At 71.9% G+C, this 19835-nt stretch carries 19 protein-coding genes; 12 read left to right on the forward strand and 7 right to left on the reverse strand.

Annotated features, from left to right (window positions below):
* Positions 1–102 precede the first annotated feature (102 nt).
* From ACZ63F_RS12700 to ACZ63F_RS12735, 8 genes are all read left to right on the forward strand, one after another.
* Positions 103–906 (forward strand): acetoacetate decarboxylase family protein, encoded by an 804-nt coding sequence (locus ACZ63F_RS12700; RefSeq protein WP_469710427.1) that lies wholly within the window; start codon positions 103–105, stop codon positions 904–906.
* Positions 906–1790 carry an SDR family NAD(P)-dependent oxidoreductase gene (locus ACZ63F_RS12705; protein WP_469710429.1) on the forward strand — a complete coding sequence of 295 codons (885 nt, stop codon included), beginning with the start codon at positions 906–908 and terminating at the stop codon, positions 1788–1790. Before ACZ63F_RS12700 ends, ACZ63F_RS12705 begins: the two co-directional genes overlap by 1 nt.
* A 22-nt stretch (positions 1791–1812) precedes the next feature.
* Positions 1813–3099, forward strand: a complete 1287-nt coding sequence (locus ACZ63F_RS12710) for an amidohydrolase family protein (protein WP_469710432.1) — start codon at positions 1813–1815, stop codon at positions 3097–3099.
* Positions 3096–4322 carry an amidohydrolase family protein gene (locus ACZ63F_RS12715; protein ID WP_469710433.1) on the forward strand — a complete coding sequence of 409 codons (1227 nt, stop codon included), beginning with the start codon at positions 3096–3098 and terminating at the stop codon, positions 4320–4322. Before ACZ63F_RS12710 ends, ACZ63F_RS12715 begins: the two co-directional genes overlap by 4 nt.
* Positions 4323–4367: 45 nt before the next feature.
* Positions 4368–5081 (forward strand): VIT1/CCC1 transporter family protein, encoded by a 714-nt coding sequence (locus ACZ63F_RS12720; RefSeq protein WP_352360413.1) that lies wholly within the window; start codon positions 4368–4370, stop codon positions 5079–5081.
* 100 nt (positions 5082–5181) lie between these two features.
* A complete protein-coding gene (locus ACZ63F_RS12725; RefSeq protein ID WP_469710436.1) occupies positions 5182–6048 on the forward strand; it encodes a sterol desaturase family protein in 867 nt (288 codons plus the stop codon).
* A complete protein-coding gene (locus tag ACZ63F_RS12730) occupies positions 6045–6710 on the forward strand; it encodes a lysoplasmalogenase (RefSeq protein WP_469710438.1) in 666 nt (221 codons plus the stop codon). Before ACZ63F_RS12725 ends, ACZ63F_RS12730 begins: the two co-directional genes overlap by 4 nt.
* Before the next feature lie 36 nt (positions 6711–6746).
* Entirely contained in the window at positions 6747–7793 is a 1047-nt protein-coding gene (locus tag ACZ63F_RS12735; RefSeq protein WP_351958511.1) for a zinc-dependent alcohol dehydrogenase family protein, read from the forward strand.
* Positions 7794–7815: 22 nt separating this feature from the next.
* Here ACZ63F_RS12735 and ACZ63F_RS12740 read toward each other — a convergent pair whose 3' ends face one another.
* From ACZ63F_RS12740 to ACZ63F_RS12755, 4 genes are all read right to left on the reverse strand, one after another.
* Positions 7816–8817 carry a CopD family protein gene (locus tag ACZ63F_RS12740; protein ID WP_469710442.1) on the reverse strand — a complete coding sequence of 334 codons (1002 nt, stop codon included), beginning with the start codon at positions 8815–8817 and terminating at the stop codon, positions 7816–7818.
* Positions 8818–8972: 155 nt separating this feature from the next.
* Positions 8973–10349, reverse strand: coding sequence for a CoA transferase (locus tag ACZ63F_RS12745; RefSeq protein WP_469710444.1), 1377 nt, complete (start codon positions 10347–10349; stop codon positions 8973–8975).
* A 62-nt stretch (positions 10350–10411) separates the two neighbouring features.
* Positions 10412–11950, reverse strand: coding sequence for a S8 family peptidase (locus ACZ63F_RS12750; RefSeq protein WP_469710446.1), 1539 nt, complete (start codon positions 11948–11950; stop codon positions 10412–10414).
* Positions 11951–12012: 62 nt separating this feature from the next.
* The gene (locus tag ACZ63F_RS12755; RefSeq protein ID WP_469710448.1) at positions 12013–13539 is read right to left on the reverse strand and encodes a S8 family serine peptidase; all 1527 of its coding nucleotides are present in this window, start codon (positions 13537–13539) and stop codon (positions 12013–12015) included.
* A 335-nt stretch (positions 13540–13874) separates the two neighbouring features.
* Here ACZ63F_RS12755 and ACZ63F_RS12760 point away from each other — a divergent pair, with 335 nt between their 5' ends.
* The 3 genes from ACZ63F_RS12760 (at position 13875) to moaA (ending at position 16991) form a co-directional block, all read left to right on the forward strand.
* Positions 13875–14231: a DUF485 domain-containing protein gene (locus ACZ63F_RS12760; protein WP_352360401.1), complete on the forward strand. Its 357-nt coding sequence runs from the start codon at positions 13875–13877 to the stop codon at positions 14229–14231.
* The gene (locus tag ACZ63F_RS12765; RefSeq protein ID WP_469710450.1) at positions 14228–15847 is read left to right on the forward strand and encodes a solute symporter family protein; all 1620 of its coding nucleotides are present in this window, start codon (positions 14228–14230) and stop codon (positions 15845–15847) included. Before ACZ63F_RS12760 ends, ACZ63F_RS12765 begins: the two co-directional genes overlap by 4 nt.
* Positions 15848–16001: 154 nt before the next feature.
* Entirely contained in the window at positions 16002–16991 is a 990-nt protein-coding gene (gene moaA / locus ACZ63F_RS12770; protein ID WP_469710452.1) for a GTP 3',8-cyclase MoaA, read from the forward strand.
* A gap of 15 nt (positions 16992–17006) precedes the next feature.
* On the opposite strand, the gene ACZ63F_RS12775 is transcribed toward moaA, so the two are convergent.
* The gene (locus ACZ63F_RS12775) at positions 17007–17222 is read right to left on the reverse strand and encodes a hypothetical protein (protein ID WP_469710454.1); all 216 of its coding nucleotides are present in this window, start codon (positions 17220–17222) and stop codon (positions 17007–17009) included.
* Positions 17223–17453: 231 nt separating this feature from the next.
* A complete protein-coding gene (locus ACZ63F_RS12780; RefSeq protein ID WP_469710456.1) occupies positions 17454–17855 on the reverse strand; it encodes a DUF3099 domain-containing protein in 402 nt (133 codons plus the stop codon).
* 245 nt (positions 17856–18100) lie between these two features.
* Here ACZ63F_RS12780 and ACZ63F_RS12785 point away from each other — a divergent pair, with 245 nt between their 5' ends.
* Positions 18101–18379 carry a GlsB/YeaQ/YmgE family stress response membrane protein gene (locus ACZ63F_RS12785; RefSeq protein WP_469710458.1) on the forward strand — a complete coding sequence of 93 codons (279 nt, stop codon included), beginning with the start codon at positions 18101–18103 and terminating at the stop codon, positions 18377–18379.
* Positions 18380–18528: 149 nt separating this feature from the next.
* Here the strand turns inward: ACZ63F_RS12785 and tyrS are convergent, their stop codons facing one another.
* Positions 18529–19797, reverse strand: a complete 1269-nt coding sequence (gene tyrS / locus ACZ63F_RS12790; protein WP_469710460.1) for a tyrosine--tRNA ligase — start codon at positions 19795–19797, stop codon at positions 18529–18531.
* Positions 19798–19835: the final 38 nt, after the last annotated feature.

Genomic DNA, 19835 nt, shown 5'->3' on the forward strand with positions numbered 1-19835 from the left:
TGTCCGGATCGCCCTTCGCGCGGCTATGGACCTTTTCGCCGCCCGGTGCAAACGTGCTCCCCGCCATGAGCACGGACGGCCGACGGAAGGGCGGTACGGCGGATGGCACACGTACGGTACGGCGCTCGGACCGGGGCGGAGATCGCAGCCGCGCGCACCACGAAGCTCCCGGACGTCTGGTCCACCGGGGTGGTGGCCGTCTGGGAGACCGACCCGGACGCGGTCGCGGCCGTCCTGCCGCCGCCGCTCAAGCCGGCCGGCCGGCCCCTGGCCCGGGTCAGTGTCAGCAAGGTCGAACTGCCCGGATACCCGCTCGGCGCCGGCTCGTTCGCGGTCGCCGCCGCGCACGGCGCGGTCGAGGGCTGGTACCCGCTGGTCATGCCGATGACCCATGAACGCGCCCTCACCGGCGGCCGTGAGGTCTTCGGCGAGCCCAAGAAGCTCGGCGAGGTGACCGTCGAGCGGGAGGGCGCGCGGATCCGCGCGGTCCTGGCCCGGCACGGCGTCGCCTTCGTCGAGGTGCGCGGCACGGTGGACGGCCCGCTGCCGCTGCCCGAGCCCGCCCCGAAGACCGATTTCTACTTCAAGTTCCTCCCGGCGGTGGACGGTTCGGGCTTCGACGGCGACCCGCTGCTGGTCCACTGCGTCCGCGAGGAGAAGGTCCGCAGGCTGGAGCGCGTCACCGGCGAGGTGATCCTCCGCGAGTCGGCGTACGACCCGGTCGCCGACCTGCCGGTGCTGCGCCTGCTGGACCTCACCCTCGGCGAGAAGACCAGCGGCCAGCGCGGCCGGATCGCCGAACGGGTCGACGCACAGGCCCTGTTGCCGTACGTCCACCAGCGCTACGACGACCCGCGCCAGGTCCACGACGCGCCCCCGCAGGACAGCGAGGGGAGCGGGTCCTGATGGAGCTGCGCGAAGGTCAGGTCGCCGTCGTCACCGGCGCGGCGAGCGGCATCGGACTCGCGATGTCCCGGCGGTTCGCCGCCGAGGGGCTGAAGGTGGTCCTCGCCGACGTGGAGCCGGCCGCCCTGGAGAAGGCCGCCGCCGGACTGCGCGCGGAGGGCGCCGACGTGCACGCGCGCGTGGTCGACGTCGGCGTCCGCGAACAGGTCCTGGAGCTGGCCGAGTCCGCCTACGACACCTACGGCGCGGTGCACGTCCTCTGCAACAACGCCGGGGTCGGCTCGGGCGCCGAGGGACGTATGTGGGAGCACGAACCGAACGACTGGAAGTGGGCGTTCGAGGTCAACGTGTGGGGCGTCTTCCACGGCGTCCAGGCTTTCGTGCCCAGGATGATCAAGTCGGGTCAACCCGGTCATGTGGTCAATACGTCCTCCGGCGACGGCGGTATCGCCCCGCTGCCCACGGCTTCCGTGTACGCGGTCACGAAGGCGGCCGTCGTCACGATGACCGAGTCCCTGTACGCCCACCTCAGGGCGGAGCACGCGCGCGTGGGCGCCTCGGTGCTCTTCCCGGGGCCGCACATGCTGCGCACGGGCCTGTGGGAGTCGCACCGCAACCGCCCCGACCGCTACGCCAAGCAACGGCCGCGCCGGACGCCGTACCGCAGCCTCGACCAGTGGGAGGCGGCGATGCGGGCGGCGGGCAAGGAGGTCGCCTTCACGCCCGTCGAGGAGGTCGCCGGCTTCGTCGTGGCGGGCATCCGCGCGGACCGCTTCTGGCTGCTCCCGGAGAGCGGGCACAGCGACGCCCAGATCCGGGCCAGGGCCCGCTCGATGCTGGACCGGACGAACCCCTCGTACCTCGAAAGCTTCATCCTGGACTGAACGGACTGCACAGGGGGCAGTGGTGACCGCGTACGACGACCCGTACCTGATCATCTCCTCCGACTGCCACGCCGGGCTGCCCACCGAGGAGTACCGGCCCTATCTGGACGCCCGGTTCCACCGGGACTTCGACGAGTTCCTCGCCGGGCGCGAGCGCCGCCGGGAGGAGATGACCCGGCTCGGCATCCGCAACGAGGCGTTCGCGGCCAAGTGGTTCCAGGACAACGAGGAGGGGCTGCGCGGAGGCTGGGACGCCGGGCAGCGGGTGAAGGAGCTGGACGGCGACGGGGTGGCCGCCGAGGTGGTCTTCCCGGACGCCGACGCGGTGGACAGCCGGACCGCCGCGCCCTTCGGGGTCGGCCTCGGCCTGTCCGGGGACCACGACCCGGAGCTCGGCATGGCCGGTGCGCAGGCCCACAACCGCTGGCTGGCCGACTTCGTGTCCGAGCACCCCGAACGGCACTGCGGGGTGGCCCTGCTGCCCGTCACGGCCCCGGCGGACCGTGTGGTCGCCGAGGTGCACCGTGCGAAGGAGTCCGGCCTCGGCGCCCTGATGATCCCCGCCCTGTGGGTCGACAAGGAGCCGTACCACGACCGGCGTTACGACCCCGTCTGGGCGGCCGCCGCCGAGTGCGGGATGCCGGTCCTCACCCACTCCGGCGCGGCCCCGCGCCACGAGTACGGCGACCATCTCGGCATCTACGTCAGCGAGGTGACGTGGTGGCCGGCCCGCCCGCTGTGGTTCCTGCTCTGGTCCGGCGTCTTCGAACGCCATCCCGAACTGCGCTTCGGCATCGCGGAGTCGGGCTGCTGGTGGCTGCCGAACCTGCTGTGGTTCATGGACCGCCTCTACCTCGGCGCGCACGGCGGCAAGAAACTCTCCCCCTTCGAGGAGATGAAACGCCCGCCGCACGAGTACCTGGACCGGCAGGTCTTCGTCTGCGCCACCAACACCAAGCGCCGCGAACTCGCCCAGCGCTACGAGATCGGCGTCGACAACATCCTGTGGGGCAGCGACTTCCCGCACCCCGAGGGCACCTGGCCCGACACGCGCGCGTGGCTGCGCCGCACGTTCCACGACATCCCGGTGACCGAGACCCGCCGGATGCTCGGCCTCGCGGCGGCCGAGGCCTTCGGCTTCGACGTGGACCGCCTGACCCCCCTGGCCCGGCGCATCGGCCCCACTCCGTCGGACCTCGGCCAGCCGGCCGACCAGGCGGCCGTGGCGGCGTCCTGGGCGCGCTCGCGCGAGGTGGGCCGCCACTGGCTGACCGGCCACGACTTCCCGGCGCTGGGGGTGACGTCGTGAGCGACGACCGCTACACGGTGATCTCGGCCGACTGCCACGCGGGGGCGGATCTCCTCGACTACCGCCCCTACCTGGAGAAGCGGTACCACGACGACTTCGACGGCTGGGCGGCGACGTACGTCAACCCGTACGAGGACCTGCTCGCCGACTCGGCGGACCGGAACTGGAACTCCGCGCGGCGGCTCGCGGAGCTGGAGGAGGACGGGATCGTCGCGGAGGTGATCTTCCCGAACACCATCCCGCCGTTCTTCCCGTCCGGTTCCCTCATGGCCCCCGCGCCGACGGCGGCGGAGTTCGAGCACCGCTGGGCGGGCCTGCGGGCCCACAACCGCTGGCTTGCCGACTTCTGCGCCGCGGCGCCGGGGCGCCGGGCGGGCGTCTTCCAGATCCTCCTCAACGACGTCGAGGAGGCGGTGAAGGAGATCCGGTGGGCGGCCGGGGCGGGCCTGAAAGGCGGCCTGATGCTCCCCGGCACCCCGCCCGGCTCGGGCCTGCCCGAACTGCACGCGCGCGTGTACGACCCGATCTGGGCCGTCTGCGCGGAACTCGGCGTCCCCGTCAACCACCACGCGGGCTCCGCCTCCCCGCCGCTCGGCGACGAACCGGCGGCCCGCGCGGTCTTCATGGTCGAGACGACCTGGTTCTCGCACCGCGCGCTGTGGCACCTGGTCTTCGGCGGCGCCTTCCGCCGCCATCCGGAGCTGAGACTGGTCCTGACCGAACAGGGATCCGGGTGGATTCCCGGGGTCCTGGCCATGCTCGACTACTACCACGGCCGCCTGCTGGCGGCGGCGCGGGCGACGACCGCGGAGGCGAAGTTCGGGGCCGGCCTCGCGGAGGCGACGGGCAGGCCGCCCTCCGAGGTGTGGCACGAGAACTGCTTCGTCGGCGCCAGCTTCATGCGCCCGCACGAGGTGCCGCTGCGCGACCGCATCGGCCTGGACAAGATCATGTGGGGCAGCGACTACCCGCACGACGAGGGCACGTACCCGTACACCCGGGAGGGCCTGCGCTTCGCCTTCGCCGGCGTCCCGCAGGACGAGCTCGCCGCGATGCTCGGTGGCAACGCGGCCCGCGTGTACGGCTTCGACCTGGACCTCCTGGACCCGATCGCGGCGAAGGTGGGACCGACGGCGGCGGAGATCGCCGAACCGCTGCCGGACCCGCCGGCGGACGCGACCAGTCCGGTGTTCGCGCGAGGGGCCTCCGTCCGGGTCTGGTGACGTCGGTGCGGCGCCGATCGGCCCCGGGGTGCGATCCTCCCTGCTGTGACCGAACCTACGCACGACGACGAGGCCCACGGGGGAGCGCTCGGCTCCCGGCTGAACTGGCTGCGGGCGGCCGTCCTGGGCGCGAACGACGGCATCGTGTCGACGGCGGGCATCGTCGTCGGCGTCGCGGGCGCCACCGCCGACCGCAACACCCTGCTGACGGCGGGCCTGGCGGGCCTGCTCGCCGGATCCATGTCGATGGCGGCGGGGGAGTACGTCTCGGTGTCCACCCAGCGTGACTCCGAGCTCGCCGCGCTGGCGCTGGAGAGGCGGGAGCTGAAGGAGCAGCCCGAGGCGGAGCTGGAGGAGCTGACCGAACTCCTGGAGCGCCGCGGCCTGTCCCGGGAGGTGGCCCGCGAGGCCGCGGTCCAGCTGACGGAACGCGACGCCCTGAGGGCCCACGCGAGGGTCGAGCTGGGCATCGACCCCGACGAGCTGACCAACCCCTGGACGGCGGCCCTCGCCAGCTTCCTGGCGTTCACCGTGGGGGCGCTGCTCCCGCTGCTCGCGATCGTCCTGCCGCCCTCCGACTGGCGGCTCCCGGTGACGGTGGGCTCGGTGCTGGCGGCGCTGGTCCTGACCGGCTGGGCCAGCGCCCGCCTGGGAGCGGCCGCGGTGGGCCCGGCGGTGCTGCGCAACGTCCTGGGCGGAGCGCTGGCCATGGGGGTCACGTACGCGGCGGGCAGGCTGCTGGGGGCGGCCGGGGTCTAGCCCGTTGGCGGAGATCGCCAACAAGCAAGCGCATACCGACGGGAATACTTGTGGGTAACAACGTCTAGCCGCGGTCGACCGACGGTTCTACGGTGCCCACATGCCGAACCTGCCCGATGTCGTGACGTGGTCGATACCCGCCTTCGTGCTGCTCACCGTGATCGAGGTGATCAGCTACCGCATCCATCCCGACGACGACGAGGCCGGGTACGAGGCCAAGGACGCGGCCACGAGCATCGGCATGGGACTGGGGTCGCTCGTCTTCGACTTCGTGTGGAAGATCCCGATCGTCATGATCTACACGGCGGTGTACGAACTGACCCCGCTGCGCGTCCCCGTCCTGTGGTGGACGGTCCCGCTGATGCTGCTCGCGCAGGACTTCTTCTACTACTGGTCCCACCGCGGTCACCACGTCATCCGCATCCTGTGGGCCTGCCACGTCGTCCACCACTCCAGCAAGAAGTTCAACCTCTCCACCGCGCTGCGCCAGCCATGGACCTCGCTGACCGTCTGGCCGTTCTACGTCCCGCTGGTGGCCGTGGGGGTGCACCCGGCCGCACTCGCCTTCTGCTCCTCCGCCAACCTGGTCTACCAGTTCTGGATCCACACCGAACGCATCGACAAGATGCCCCGGTGGTTCGAGTTCGTCTTCAACACGCCGTCCCACCACCGCGTGCACCACGCCTCCCAGGGCGGCTACCTGGACCGCAACTTCGGCGGGATCCTGATCGTCTGGGACCGGCTGTTCGGGTCCTGGGTGGCGGAGACCGAGCGGCCCGTGTACGGGTTGACCAAGAACATCAACACGTTCAACCCCGTCAAGGTGGCCACCCACGAGTACGTCGCGATCGCCAAGGACATCAGGGCCGCGCGCACCTGGCGGGAGCGGGCCGGGCGGGTGTTCCGGGGGCCGGGCTGGGCGCCGGCGCCCGCCGTGGCGCAGACCGAGGAGTCCGTGGCCGCGTGAGGGCGTCCCGGGAGCTGCTCGCCGCCTTCGCCCTCGCCCTCTTCCTCGACCTCGCCTTCCTGGCCCTCGGCTTCCGCACCGGGCACGTCGTCGCCAAGGTGCTCCTGATGCCCCTGCTCGCCGCGTCCGCCGCCCGCGCGGGCGCCCCGCGGCTCCTCGTCGCCGCCCTGCTGTGCGGCTGGGGCGGCGACGTCCTGCTCCTCTCCGGCGCCGACCCCGCCTTCATGGCGGGCATGGCCTCCTTCGCCGCCGGGCACGTCTGCTACCTCGTCCTCTTCCGCCGCCAGGGCCCGCCACACGCGCGTGCGCGTCTGCTCGGCCTCGCCTACGCGGCAGCCCTCGTCACCCTGGTCGCCCTGCTCTGGCCCGACCTGCCGGCCGGCCTGCGCGTCCCCGTGGCCGGCTACAGCACCCTGCTCACCGCCATGGCGTACACCGCCGCCACCCGGCTCGGCCCGGCGGCCGCCCTCGGCGGCGCGCTCTTCATGCTCTCCGACACGCTGATCGCGACCGGTGTCGCCGACTGGCCGCAGCTGCCGCGCCCCGACTTCTGGATCATGCTCACCTATGCGGCGGCACAGTTCCTGCTGGTCCGTGGCACCCTCGACGCGCGCCCAGTCCCGGCCGCGGCGTACCGTGAAGTGCGCTCGACCACCCCCTGAGCGCACCCACGCCACCGCACGAGAAGGACCCTCGCCATGCGCGCCACCACCATCCACGCCCCGTTCGACATGCGCGTGGAGGACGTGCCCGAGCCCGTGGTGCAGCTGCCCACCGACGCCGTCGTACGGGTACTGCGCGCCTGCATCTGCGGCAGCGACCTGTGGGCCTACCGGGGCGAGGCGGCCCGGCAGCCGGGGCAGCGCATCGGCCACGAGTTCCTCGGCGTGGTCGAGGAGACCGGCTCCGAGGTGGGCACCGTGCGGCGCGGCGACCTCGTGGTCGCCCCCTTCATGTGGTCCGACGGCGTCTGCGACTACTGCCGCGAGGGCCTGACCACGTCCTGCGAGCACGGCGGCTTCTGGGGCTCCGTCGGGTACGACGGCGGCCAGGGCGAAGCCGTGCGGGTCCCGTTCGCCGACGGCACCCTGGTCCAGCTGCCCAAGGACGCCGCCTCCGACGACCACCTGCTCTCCGCCCTGCTGACCCTCTCCGACGTCCTCGGCACCGGCCACCACGCGGCCCTCGGCGCGGGCGCCCGGCCCGGCGCCACGGTCGCCGTCGTCGGGGACGGCGCGGTCGGCCTGTGCGCCGTGCTGGCCGCCAAGCGGCTGGGCGCCGAGCGGATCATCGCGCTGGGCCGGCACGAGGTGCGCACCGACATCGCGCGCCGCTTCGGCGCCACCGACGTCGTCGCCGAACGCGGGGACGCCGCCGTGGACGCCGTCCGCGCACTCACCCGGGGCCAGGGCGCGCACGCCGTCGTCGAGGCCGTGGGCACCGAGCAGTCCATGCGGACGGCCGTGGAGATCACCCGTGACGGCGGCGCGATCGGCTTCGTCGGCGTCCCGCACGGCAGCGGCACCGGACTGGACCTCAACGTCATGTTCGACCGGAACATCGCCCTGCGCGGCGGTGTCGCCCCGGTCCGCGCCTACATCCCCGACCTGCTTCCCGACGTCCTCGACGGCACGATCGACCCGTCACCGGTCTTCGACCTCACCGTCGGCATCGAGGGCGTGCCCGACGGCTACAAGGCGATGGACGAGCGCACCGCCCTGAAGGTGCTCGTGACGAACGGCTGAATCAAGGATCAAGCCCCTTTGATCAAGTCCATCTGATCGGCAGCGGCAGCGCCGTCAGCACCCCCGACACCGCGACCACCACCCCCAGCACGGCCACCTCGGCCCGGGCGGGGACGTACGCGGTGAGCGGGTCGGCCGCCCGGCGCAGCCGGTACCGGGCCCACAGCGCGAGCAGCGCGACGGCGGCGACGAGGATCACCTTGGCCAGCAGGGTGCGCCCGTACGCCGTCGTCGTCAGCTGGTCCAGGACCGTGCCCGCGGGCATCCGCCGCAGTGAACTCCACACGCCCGTCGCGGTGACGGCCGCGAGCAGCACGGCGGCCACGCGCGCGTAGAGCCCGAGCAGCGCCGCCCCGGCCTCCCGGCCGCGCCACCGGCGCAGCATGCGCAGCGCGTGCAGCAGACCGCCCGCCCACAGCGTCGCGCACGTCAGATGCACCAGGGTCAGGGCGGAACCGAGCAACGGGCTGTGCTCGGGCGCGGGATGGGCGCGCAACGCCTCGGCGACGGCCACCGCCGCCAGCGGCCACACCTGGGTCGCCGGGCGGCGCGAGCGGGCACACAGGCCGGCCAGCAGAAAGGCGTTGACCTCGACGAGCGCCAGCCTGCCGTCGCGCGAGCCGTACAGGCCGCCCACGTCGATGTCGGCGAGCGAGCGCGGCACCAGGTTGCCCGTGGACACGACCGACGCGAGTCCCAGGGCGGCGGCGAATCCGGCGGCGGCCGCGAACACCGCCCAGTTGGCGGGACGTTCGGGCGGCGCGTCCGGCAGCCGGCAAACCAGCCGTTCCACGAGCAGCTCACCCGCCGGCACGCACAGGGCGGCGAACAGCACCCCCCGTAGCAGGGCGATACCGCCCACCCCGGGCGCCGCGGCCTCCCCGGTGCCCCGCAGCGCGGCGGACGGCCCGAGCAGCGGTACCAGCGCGGCCAGGGCCACCAGGACCAGGACGGCGACGGCCCGCCAGGTCCCGGGGCGTCCCGCGGAGCCGCTCGCGGCCACCTCGGCGGTCGGTCGTGTCAACGGCCCCCCTGATCTCCACCAGCCATGACAGAAGCGGGCAAGTACAGGAAAACAGCTGACGGAACGGCATACCACCCGTTCCTGCGTTTCCGGCCGCCCTGGCGCGCACGCTCACCCCTGGCGAGCCGGGTCCGTCCTCACCCGGGGCCCCGCGGTCATGCCCAGCGGGCCGGGCTAGACCCCCACGGCACCGGCGGCCGGGCCCAGTCGGCCGGGCCGCCCTCGAAGGACAACGGCGGACGCGCGTACCGCAGCCGCCCCAGCGGGCTGTCCGTCCCGGCGAGCCACGCGTCCGGCCCCTCGTACGGCTCGCCGGCCGCGGGTCCCGGCTCCAGTTCCTCCGTGAGCCACCGCGCGGTCCGCGCCAGCGCCAGCCGTACGAACCTGCCGGCCCCGTCGTACGACTGCTCGGTCAGGGCCCGCAGCACCCCTGCCGCCAGCAGGTAGCCGGTGCCGTGGTCCAGGGCCTGCGCGGGCAGCGTGCCCGGCCGGTCCGCCGGGCCCTCGGTCTCCGCGATGCCGGTGGCGACCTGCACCAGGCTGTCGAAGCCGCGCCGCCCGCCCCACGGCCCGTACGCGCCCCACGCCGACACCTGGGCCACGACCAGGCCCGGCCGCCGCTCGGCCAGCGCCTCGGGGGAGAGCCCTAACCGGTCCAGGGCGCCCGGCCGGTAGCCGGTGACCACGACGTCCGCCGAGCCCAGCAGCTCCTCGAAGGCGGCCCGGTCCGTCGCCAGGTCCAGCCTCGCCGAGCGCTTCCCGAAGCCCGTGTCGGCGTGCTGGTCGGGGAGTTCGGGCAGCCAGGGCGCGTCCAGGCGCAGGACGTCGGCGCCCAGCAGCCCGAGGGTGCGGGTGGCGACCGGTCCGGCGAGGACCCGGGTCAGGTCCAGGACGCGCAGCCCGGCGGCGGGCAGTAGGGGAGCGGCGCCGGCGTCGAGCGGCGAAAGCACGCGCGCACGTGCCGTGTCCAGGCGGCCGCGCTCGACGAGGGGCCGCTCGGCCACGGCGGCTGCCTGCTCGTGCCCGGCCCACTCGCCTGGGGAGCGCAGCGCCACGGCGAGTCCGCCGGCGGAGTAGACCGTGTTCTCCACGTCCAGCGCGCGCCGCCCGGCGATCCGGGCGGCGGCCTCCTCCGGGGAGGCGTGCTCCGGCAGGCCGAGCGCACGCAGCAGCCGAGCACCGTGGTGGGGGTAGTTGGCATGGGTGCGCACCCATCCGTCCGCCGCGCGCCAGAACCGGGACAACGGGGCGAACTGCACGGGTGCACGCCCGTCGAGCAGCAGGTGCCGCTCGCTGGTGAACGCCGCCGCCACGGCCCCGTCGTCCACCCGGACCCGGGGCACCTCCGGGGCCCCGGTCCGCCGTGCCGCCAGCTCGGCGGCGGCCAGCGTGCAGGCGCCGACGCAGGCGCGGGCGAGCTGGCGCACCGGAAGGCGCGCCGGGAGGGTGCTCTCGCGTGTCACGGCGGTGACACGCGAGAGCAGTGACGGATCGCCGCCCAGTGCGGACCACGCACAACTGATTCCAGTCATGACTGCACTATGCATTATTGACTGGATCAATACATGTGCCTCGGTACCTCAGTACCCCGGTGCTACCTGGTCACCGCCGCCAGGGCGTCGGCCGTGCCCCAGCCGTAGAAGCCGTTGTGGTTCCGGGACCCCTCGCACACCGCGTCGACCTTGCCGTCGCCGTTGATGTCGTACGGGTCGGTGCACGGCGTGGCGGTCGCCTCGGCGTACAGCAGGGCCTTCACCAGGGCCGCGGAGGCGTGTGGGTGGGTCGACTTGATCAGCGCGGCGACGCCGACGACGTGCGGGGTCGCCATCGACGTACCGGCCATGTAGCCCCACTTGCCGCCCGGCAGCGGGCCGAGGATCAGGCCGCTGGTGGCAGGGGGCTCCGGCGCCTGGTAGGCCGTCGAGTCGCCGCCGGGTGCGGCGATGTCGATGACCCCGAGACCGTAGTTGGAGAACGACGACTTCAGGCCCTTCGCGCCGGTCGCCGCGACCGTGACCACACCGGGCAGCTGGGTCGGGATGTCGAAGCACTTGTGCGGGTCGATCACCCGGTCGACGGGCGTGCCGTCGTTCGGCGAGACCGGGTCGGTGATCGAGTGGGAGGCCAGGTCGTAGCTCTCGTTGCCGGCCGCCGCGACGTTGACCGTGCCCTTGCGCTCCGCGAACTGCGAAGCCCGGGTGATCGCGTCGACGAGCGCCTTCTGGTTCGGGTCGTCGGTGCAGTTGAAGTACCAGGGGTCGGTGTAATAGCTGTTGTTGGTGACGTCGATGTGATGCTCGGCCGCCCACACGAAGCCGCAGACCACGGCCTCCGTGTAGAAGTACCCGGCGGTGGTGGCGACCTTGATGCCGGCCACCTTGACGCCCGGTGCCACACCGGTGATGCCGACCCCGTTCCTGGCGCCCGCGATCTCGCCCGCGACGTGCGTGCCGTGCGGGCTCTCCGCCGCGGTGGGCCGCCAGGCGCCGTACGTCGTGTCCGGCTTGCCCGAGACGCAGTTGGTGGACTGCGAGGCGGAGAAGTTGGGGGCGATGTCCGGGTGGGTGTCGTCCACGCCCGTGTCGATGACGGCGACGGTGACCTTCGAACTGCCCAGGGTCTTCTCGTGCGCCTTGTCCGCCTTGATGGCGGGCAGGTCCCACTGCAGCGGCTCCAGCGGGTCCTGCCCGTCGGCCGCCTGTGCGCCCGCCTCCGCGACCTGCTCGGAGCTGAGCACCTCCGGTGCGCCGACGTCGGTGGTCGACTGGGCGGGCAGCGGCGCGTTGCGGGTGTTCCCGGCCGAGTCCACGCCGGGCACCTTCCGTATGGTCTCGGCGAAGTCGGCGTTCGACGAATGGGCGACTATCACGCCGATCTCGTCGTACGCGATCACCACCGAACCACCGGCCCGTGCGATCGCCTTCTGCACGCGCTCGGAAGTGCCGTGTCCGGGACGGACGTTGACGACGTAGCTGAGGGACGTCGTGTCATCAGCGGCGGCCGCGGACGTGGCCGCCGCGCCGGTGTCGGCGGCGGACGCCGTGACATTGGGCAGGAAGGCGAGGGCCGTGGCCATGGCCATGCCGAGCGGGAGGGCGAGGACGCGACGGTGGCGCGGCTGGGGCGCGGTCATCTGAGGTCTCCAGTTCGTTCGCTGAGCGGGCGTGCCGTGCGGGAAGTCCTGCTCTGCGGTGCCTACTTGACCGCGCGGAGCGCGTCGACGACACCGGATCCGTAGAAGCCGTTGACGTGCTTGCCGCCCACGCAGGTGGCGTCGACGACGCCGTCGCCGTCCCCGTCGTACGGGCCCGCCGGGCAGCCCGGGTTGTCCGCCTCGGCCTTCAGGAGGGCCAGCAGCTGGGCCGGAGCGGCATGCGGGTGCGTCGACTTCAGCAGCGCGGCCACCGCGGCCACGTGCGGGGAGGCCATCGAGGTGCCCTGGAGGAAGCCGTACTGGTCGTTCGGCAGGGTGGACAGGATGCGGCCGTTCTTCGACGGTGTGTCCGGGATCTGGTACTTGTCGCCGCCCGGGCCGGCCACGTCGACGACGCCCCGGCCGTAGCTGGAGTAGTACGACTTCGTGTCGTTGACGCCGACCGCGCTCACGGTGACCACGCCGGGCAGCTGGGTCGGGATGTCGAAGCACTCGTGCGGGTCGACCGTCCGGGTGGTGGCCGTCGAGTCGTCCGGGCTCGAGGTGTCCGTGAGGGCGTGCGAGTCGAGGTCGTCGTTCGAGTTGCCCGCCGAGGCCACGTTGAGCGTGCCCTTGCGCTGGGCGTACAGCTGCGCCCTGTTGACCGCGTCAACGATGGCACGCTGATCGGGGTCGTCCATGCAGTTGTACAGCCATGGGTCAACGTAGTAGCTGTTGTTGGTGATCTCGATGCCGTGGTCGGCGGCGAAGACGAAGGCGCAGACCACGCTCTCCGGGTAGAACAGCTGCGTCGCGTCGGGCTGGGCCACCGTGATGCTCGCGACCTTCACGCCCGGTGCCACGCCGGCCACGCCGATCCCGTTGCGGGCCGCGGCTATCTCACCGGCGACGTGGGTGCCGTGGTAGTGGTCGGCGTCCGCCGGCCGCCAGGCGCCGTAGGTCGTGTCCGCCTTGCCGCTCACGCAGTTGGCGGACTGCGAGGCGGAGAAGTTCGGGGCGATGTCCGGGTGGGTGTCGTCGACGCCGGTGTCGATGATGCCGACGGTCACCGAGCGGCTCCCCGGGTTGACCGCGGCGGCCTTGTCGGCGCCGATCGCCCGCAGGTCCCACTGGTCGGCCTCAAGAGGCTCCTGGCCCGCTGTCGCCCGCTGCTCGACCCGGGCGGCCGCCGCCTTCGACAGCACCTGTACGGCGCCCTCGTCCGTGGTCCCCGCCGCGCTCAGCGCGGCCGTCCGGGTGGCACCCGCCGACTGCACCCCGCGCACCGCCCGCAGCGCCGCGCCGAAGTCCGGGTTCGCCGAGTGCACGACGATCACGCCGATCTTGTCGTACGTCGCGATGATGGTGCCGCCGTTGCGGGCGACCGCCCGCTGCACCGACTCGATCGTGCGATGGTCCGTCGTGGTGTTGACGACGTAGGCCAGGTTCGGGCCGCCCGCAGCCCGGGCCGCCGGGGCGGGCGGCGAGGCCGCCGAGGCCGCCGTCGGCAGGAGGCCGAGCGAGGCGGTCAGCGACAGGACGACAGGGACGGCGAGCGCCAGCCCGCGTCTGGAACGCAGATGAGCCATGGGGTCTCCACATCATCCGGGACATCAACCGAAAACGGGCCCGCCCAGGACGCGCGTGCTGCTTGGGCAGGTACATGACGGGTGGTGCAGGGCCGAAGCTATCTCCCGCACTCGCCGGCCAGCAATGACCGGAGGTGACTTGCACCGACGACTTCCGAAAGAACCCGGGCGAGTTGAACCTGACCACGCGTGGCGCCGTGACCTCGGGGAGGGAGCCACAGCAGGATCGAGGCCCCCCGTCGGAATCACGCACCGGAGTCGCACCATCACTCCACGTGTGTGGTCCACATGTCTGTGAGGTCAGAATCCGCATGTCCGTATCGCGAGGAGACTCCGTGGCCACCGAGACACCACCACCCTCGAACACGCAGACCCGGCACCCCTCCGGCGAGGAGTTCGCCGAGGTGCAGCAGAGTCCGGAGTTCGCCGAACTGCGGCGCTCCCACCGCTCCTTCGCCTTCCCGCTGACCCTCGCGTTCATCGCCTGGTACCTGCTGTACGTCCTGCTCTCCAACTACGCGGACGACTTCATGGGCACCAAGGTCGTCGGCAACATCAACGTGGCCCTGGTCCTCGGCCTCGCCCAGTTCCTCACCACGTTCCTCATCGCCTGGTGGTACGCCCGGCACGCCGCCGCCAAGCTCGACCCCAAGGCCGAGGCCATCAAGTCCCGGATGGAGGGCGGCGCATGAGCCCCGCGATCACGATGGCGGCCGGCGAGGCCAGTGAGCACCGGACGCTGATCATCACCCTGTTCGCGGTGTTCGTCGCCGCGACGCTCGTCATCACGGTCTGGGCGGGCCGCCAGACCAAGGACGCCGCCGACTTCTACGCGGGCGGCCGCCAGTTCACCGGCTTCCAGAACGGCCTCGCCGTCTCCGGCGACTACATGTCCGCCGCGTCCTTCCTCGGCATCGCCGGCGCCATCGCCCTGTTCGGCTACGACGGCTTCCTCTACTCCATCGGCTTCCTGGTCGCCTGGCTGGTCGCCCTGCTCCTGGTCGCCGAGCCGCTGCGCAACTCCGGCCGCTACACCATGGGCGACGTGCTCGCCTACCGCATGCGCCAGCGCCCGGTCCGCACCGCCGCCGGCACCTCCACGATCGTCGTCTCGATCTTCTACCTGCTGGCCCAGATGGCGGGAGCGGGCGTCCTCGTCTCCCTGCTCCTCGGCATCACCAGCGACGGCGGCAAGATCGGCATCGTCGCCCTGGTCGGCGTCCTGATGATCGTCTACGTCACCATCGGCGGCATGAAGGGCACCACCTGGGTCCAGATGGTCAAGGCCGTGCTGCTCATCGCGGGCGCCCTGCTGCTGACCTTCATGGTCCTGGCCAAGTTCCACTTCAACGTCTCCGACCTGCTCGGCAAGGCCGCCGACAACAGCGGCAAGGGTGCCGCCTTCCTGGAGCCCGGCCTGAAGTACGGTGCCACCGGCACCAGCAAGCTGGACTTCCTCTCCCTCGGCATCGCCCTGGTCCTGGGCACCGCCGGACTGCCGCACATCCTGATCCGGTTCTACACCGTGCCCACCGCCAAGGCCGCCCGGAAGTCCGTCCTCTGGGCGATCGGCCTGATCGGCGCCTTCTACCTGATGACCCTCGCCCTCGGCTTCGGCGCGGCCGCGCTGATCAAACCCGACGAGATCATCGCCTCCAACAAGTCCGGCAACACCGCGGCCCCCCTCCTCGCCCTCCACCTGGGCGGTGTCGACTCCAACTGGGGCGCGATCCTGCTGGCCACCATCTCCGCGGTGGCCTTCGCGACCATCCTCGCCGTGGTCGCGGGCCTCACCCTGGCGTCCTCGTCGTCCTTCGCGCACGACATCTACGCCAACGTCATCAAGAAGGGCCAGGCCACCGAGAAGCAGGAGATCAACGCGGCCCGCTACGCCACCGTCGGCATCGGTGCGGTGTCGATCGTGCTCGGCGCCCTGGCCCGCGACCTCAATGTCGCCGGCCTGGTCGCGCTCGCCTTCGCGGTCGCCGCCTCCGCCAACCTGCCGACCATCCTCTACAGCCTCTTCTGGAAGCGGTTCACCACCGCCGGAGCCCTCTGGTCGATCTACGGCGGCCTGGTCACCGCGGTCGGCCTGGTGCTGTTCTCGCCGGTGGTGTCCGGAAAGGAGACGTCGATGTTCCCGGGCGTCGACTTCCACTGGTTCCCGCTGGAGAACCCGGGCATCGTCTCGATCCCGGTCGGATTCCTCCTCGGCGTCGTGGGCACTCTGCTCTCCAAGGAGGCCCCGGACGCCGCCAAGTACGCGGAACTGGAGGTACGGTCCCTGACCGGCACCGGAGCGCACTGAGCTTCGTACGACCGGCCGCGTCGACGGGACCGTAGGATCCTACGACGCGGCCGCGTCGTTCCTCGTGGCATCAGGTCTCTCCCGATGTCAGTGCCGTCACGTAGGCTCACAAGTGACGGCAGAGATCCGATCCGCAACGAGGGAGGGGGCCCGCGTGCTCATCGACACCTACGGCCGGGTGGCCACCGACCTGAGAGTCTCGCTGACCGACCGGTGCAACCTGCGCTGTACGTACTGCATGCCCGAGGAGGGCCTGCAGTGGCTGGCCAAGCCCGACCTGCTCACGGACGACGAGATCGTCCGGCTGGTCGACATCGCCGTCCGGCTGCTGGGCGTCGAGGAGGTCCGTTTCACCGGCGGCGAGCCGCTGCTGCGCCCGGGCCTGGTCGGCATCGTCGAGCGCGTGGCGGACCTGGCCCCCCGCCCCCGGATGTCCCTGACGACCAACGGCATCGGCCTGCGCCGCACCGCGACGGCCCTCAAGACGGCCGGCCTGGACCGGGTCAACGTCTCCCTGGACACCCTCCGCCCCGAGGTCTTCAAGACCCTCACCCGCCGCGACCGCCACCAGGACGTCCTGGACGGCCTCCGGGCCGCCCACGACGCCGGCCTCACCCCGGTCAAGGTCAACACGGTCCTGATGCCCGGCCTGAACGAGGACGAGGCCCCCGACCTCCTCGCCTGGGCGGTGGCGCACGACTACGAGCTGCGCTTCATCGAGCAGATGCCGCTCGACGCCCAGCACGGCTGGAAACGCGACAGCATGGTGACGGCCGGGGACATCCTCGCCTCGCTCCGCACCCGCTTCGACCTCACCCCCGAGGGCGCCGACGACCGCGGTTCGGCCCCGGCGGAGCGCTGGCTGGTCGACGGCGGCCCGCACCGCGTCGGCGTCATCGCCTCGGTCACCCGCCCGTTCTGCGCGGCCTGCGACCGCACCCGCCTCACGGCCGACGGCCAGATACGGACCTGCCTGTTCGCACGGGAGGAGACGGACCTGCGCGGCGCCCTCCGCTCGGGCGCGCCGGACGAGGAGATCGCCCGCAGGTGGCGGCTGGCGATGTGGGGAAAGAAGGCGGGGGCGGGACTGGACGATCCGAAGTTCGTGCAGCCGGACCGGCCGATGTCAGCGATCGGCGGCTAGCCCGGCGCACCCGGCCTACCCGTCCTGCTCGGACGATTCCCACTCCCGCAACAGCACGACGTCCTTCAGGAACCCCCGCACGCCCAGGAATTGGGAGAGATGCTCCCGGTGCTCCTCACAGGCGAGCCAGGTCTTGCGCCGCTCCGGCGTGTGGATCTTCGGGTTGTTCCACGCCAGCACCCACACCGCGGCGGCGCGACAGCCCTTCGCTGAACAGACAACGTCACTCATTGCTTCGTCTCGCACTGCTTCGTCCCGCACAAAAGCCCCGCAAACAAGGCGACGCCGAGCAGCCACGGGGGGAGCTGCCCGGCGTCGGTCCGTCGCTCCGACGGGGGATGCGGAGCGCGTACGCAGTATGTCACGGGTCACCCTTGGCCCGGCACTGGAACAGCACGATAGATCTGAGCATTTCTTGAGCTTCGGGCGGCGTCGCCGCCCGTGCGCGCCGCCTCCCCGAGCTCAGACCGGCTCCGCCCGCTCGCCGCTCACGGTTCCCGCCGCCGGGTCCGCCACCACGTCCTCCGGGACGGGTTCCGCCTGCGTCCCCTCCGCCCGCGGCGGCGCGATCATCAGCCGCGTCGGCGCGATCCCGAAGGTCGACGGGAGCGACTTCGGCTGCTCCCGTCCGGCGTTGGCGATGACGACGGCGACGTAGGGGAGCAGCGCCCCCAGCACCAGGGCCACGACGGCGACGTACCGTTCGACGTTCCACAACGTCACCGCGAGGATCACCGACATGGTCCGGATGCCCATCGAGATGACGTACCGCCGCTGCCGGCCGCGTACGTCCTCCGCCAGGCCGGTACGGGCTCCGGTGATCCGGAACACCTGGACGTTGCCGTCACCGCGCTGCTTCCGCATCACATTCCACCATCCGCCCGCATCGGACTCTCCCCGGCCCCTACCCGGTCCGCACCCGCTCGGGGAACCGGGTCAGGACCTTTCCCACGGTACGCCGCGCCTGCGCCGCCTTCGAGACCGGGTCGCCCTCCCGCCTGCGCGAACGGCCTGCGCCGTAGCGCGTACGGCGCCACCGACATGCGCCGTACGGCGTACGGGCCGAGACTTGGCGTAATGCTCACGTCGAGCCGTACGAGGAGGCAGCCATGGGCTGGTTGTGGGCGATCATCGTGGGTTTCGTGCTGGGCATCATCGCGAAGGCGGTCATCCCGGGCAAGCAGCACAGCCCTCTGTGGCTGACGACCATCTTCGGCATCCTGGGCGCCATCGCGGGCAACGCGATCGCCCGCGCGGTCGGCGTGGCGGCGACCCCCGGCATCGACTGGACCCGTCACCTGTTCCAGCTGGTGGCGGCGATCATCATCGTCTTCCTGGGCGACATGGCGTACACGGCGACCCTGGGAAAGCGCAAACAGCGCATCTGACGCGCCCCGGGCTCACAGCGCCCCGAACTTCACAGCGCCCCGAACTTCACAGCGCCCCGAACTTCACAGCGCCCCGAAAGGGGCGCGGGGAACTACGCGGCCGGCCACAACGCACGGCACTCGGCAGCGCACCCGCACCCCCACGGCGCTCACGAACCGACGACCTCCACGGCCGCCAGATTCTTCTTCCCCCGCCGCAGCACCAGCCACCGCCCGTGCAGCAACTCGTCCGCGGCGGGTACCGCGTCCTCGGCGGTCACCTTCACGTTGTTCACGTAGGCCCCGCCCTCCTTCACGGTCCGCCGCGCGGCGGACTTGGACGCCACCAGCCCGACCTCGGCGAACAGGTCGACCACCGGCCCCAGCTCGCCGACCTTGACGTGCGGCACCTCGGACAGCGCCGCCGCCAGCGTCCGGTCGTCCAGCTCCGCCAGCTCGCCCTGCCCGAACAGCGCCCTGGACGCGGCGATCACCGCAGCGGTCTGGTCGGCTCCGTGGACGAGCGTCGTCAGCTCCTCGGCCAGCGCCCGCTGTGCCGCCCGCGCCTGCGGACGCTCCTCGGTCTGCTTCTCCAGCTCCTCGATCTCCTCGTGGGACTTGAAGCTGAAGATGCGCAGGAACTTGGAGACGTCCCGGTCGTCGGCGTTCAGCCAGAACTGGTAGAAGGCGTACGGAGTGGTCATCTCCGGGTCGAGCCAGACCGTGCCGGACTCCGTCTTGCCGAACTTGGTGCCGTCGGCCTTGGTGATCAGCGGCGTGCCCAGGGCGTGCACCACGGCGTCGGGCTCGACCTTGTGGATCAGGTCGGTGCCCGAGGTGAGGTTGCCCCACTGGTCGCTGCCGCCGGTCTGCAGCGTGCAGCCGTACCGCCGGTACAGCTGGAGGAAGTCCATGCCCTGGAGGATCTGGTAGCTGAACTCCGTGTAGCTGATGCCCTCCTGGGACTCCAGCCGCCGGGCCACGGCCTCCTTCGCGATCATCTTGTTCACGCGGAAGTGCTTGCCGATGTCGCGCAGGAACTCGATGGCCGACAGGCCCTGCGTCCAGTCCAGGTTGTTGACCATGACCGCCGCGTTCGGACCCTCGAAGTCCAGCAGCGGAGCGATCTGGGCGCGCAGCCGCTCCACCCACTGGGCGACGACCTCGGGCGCGTTGAGCGTGCGCTCGGAGTTCGGCTTCGGGTCACCGATCAGGCCGGTGGCACCCCCGACCAGGCCCAGCGGGCGGTTCCCCGCCTGCTGGATCCGGCGCATCGTCAGGATCTGCACGAGGTTGCCGAGGTGCAGGCTGGGCGCGGTCGGGTCGAAACCGCAATAGAACGTGACGGGACCGTCCGCGAACGCCTTGCGCAATGCGTCCTCGTCCGTGGAGAGGGCGATGAGCCCCCGCCACTTCAGCTCGTCGACGATGTCCGTCACGGTTCTCGTATCTCCTTGGGTGGTCTTGTCAGCAGGTA

The sequence above is a fragment of the Streptomyces sp. NPDC104761 genome (genome assembly GCF_055583445.1).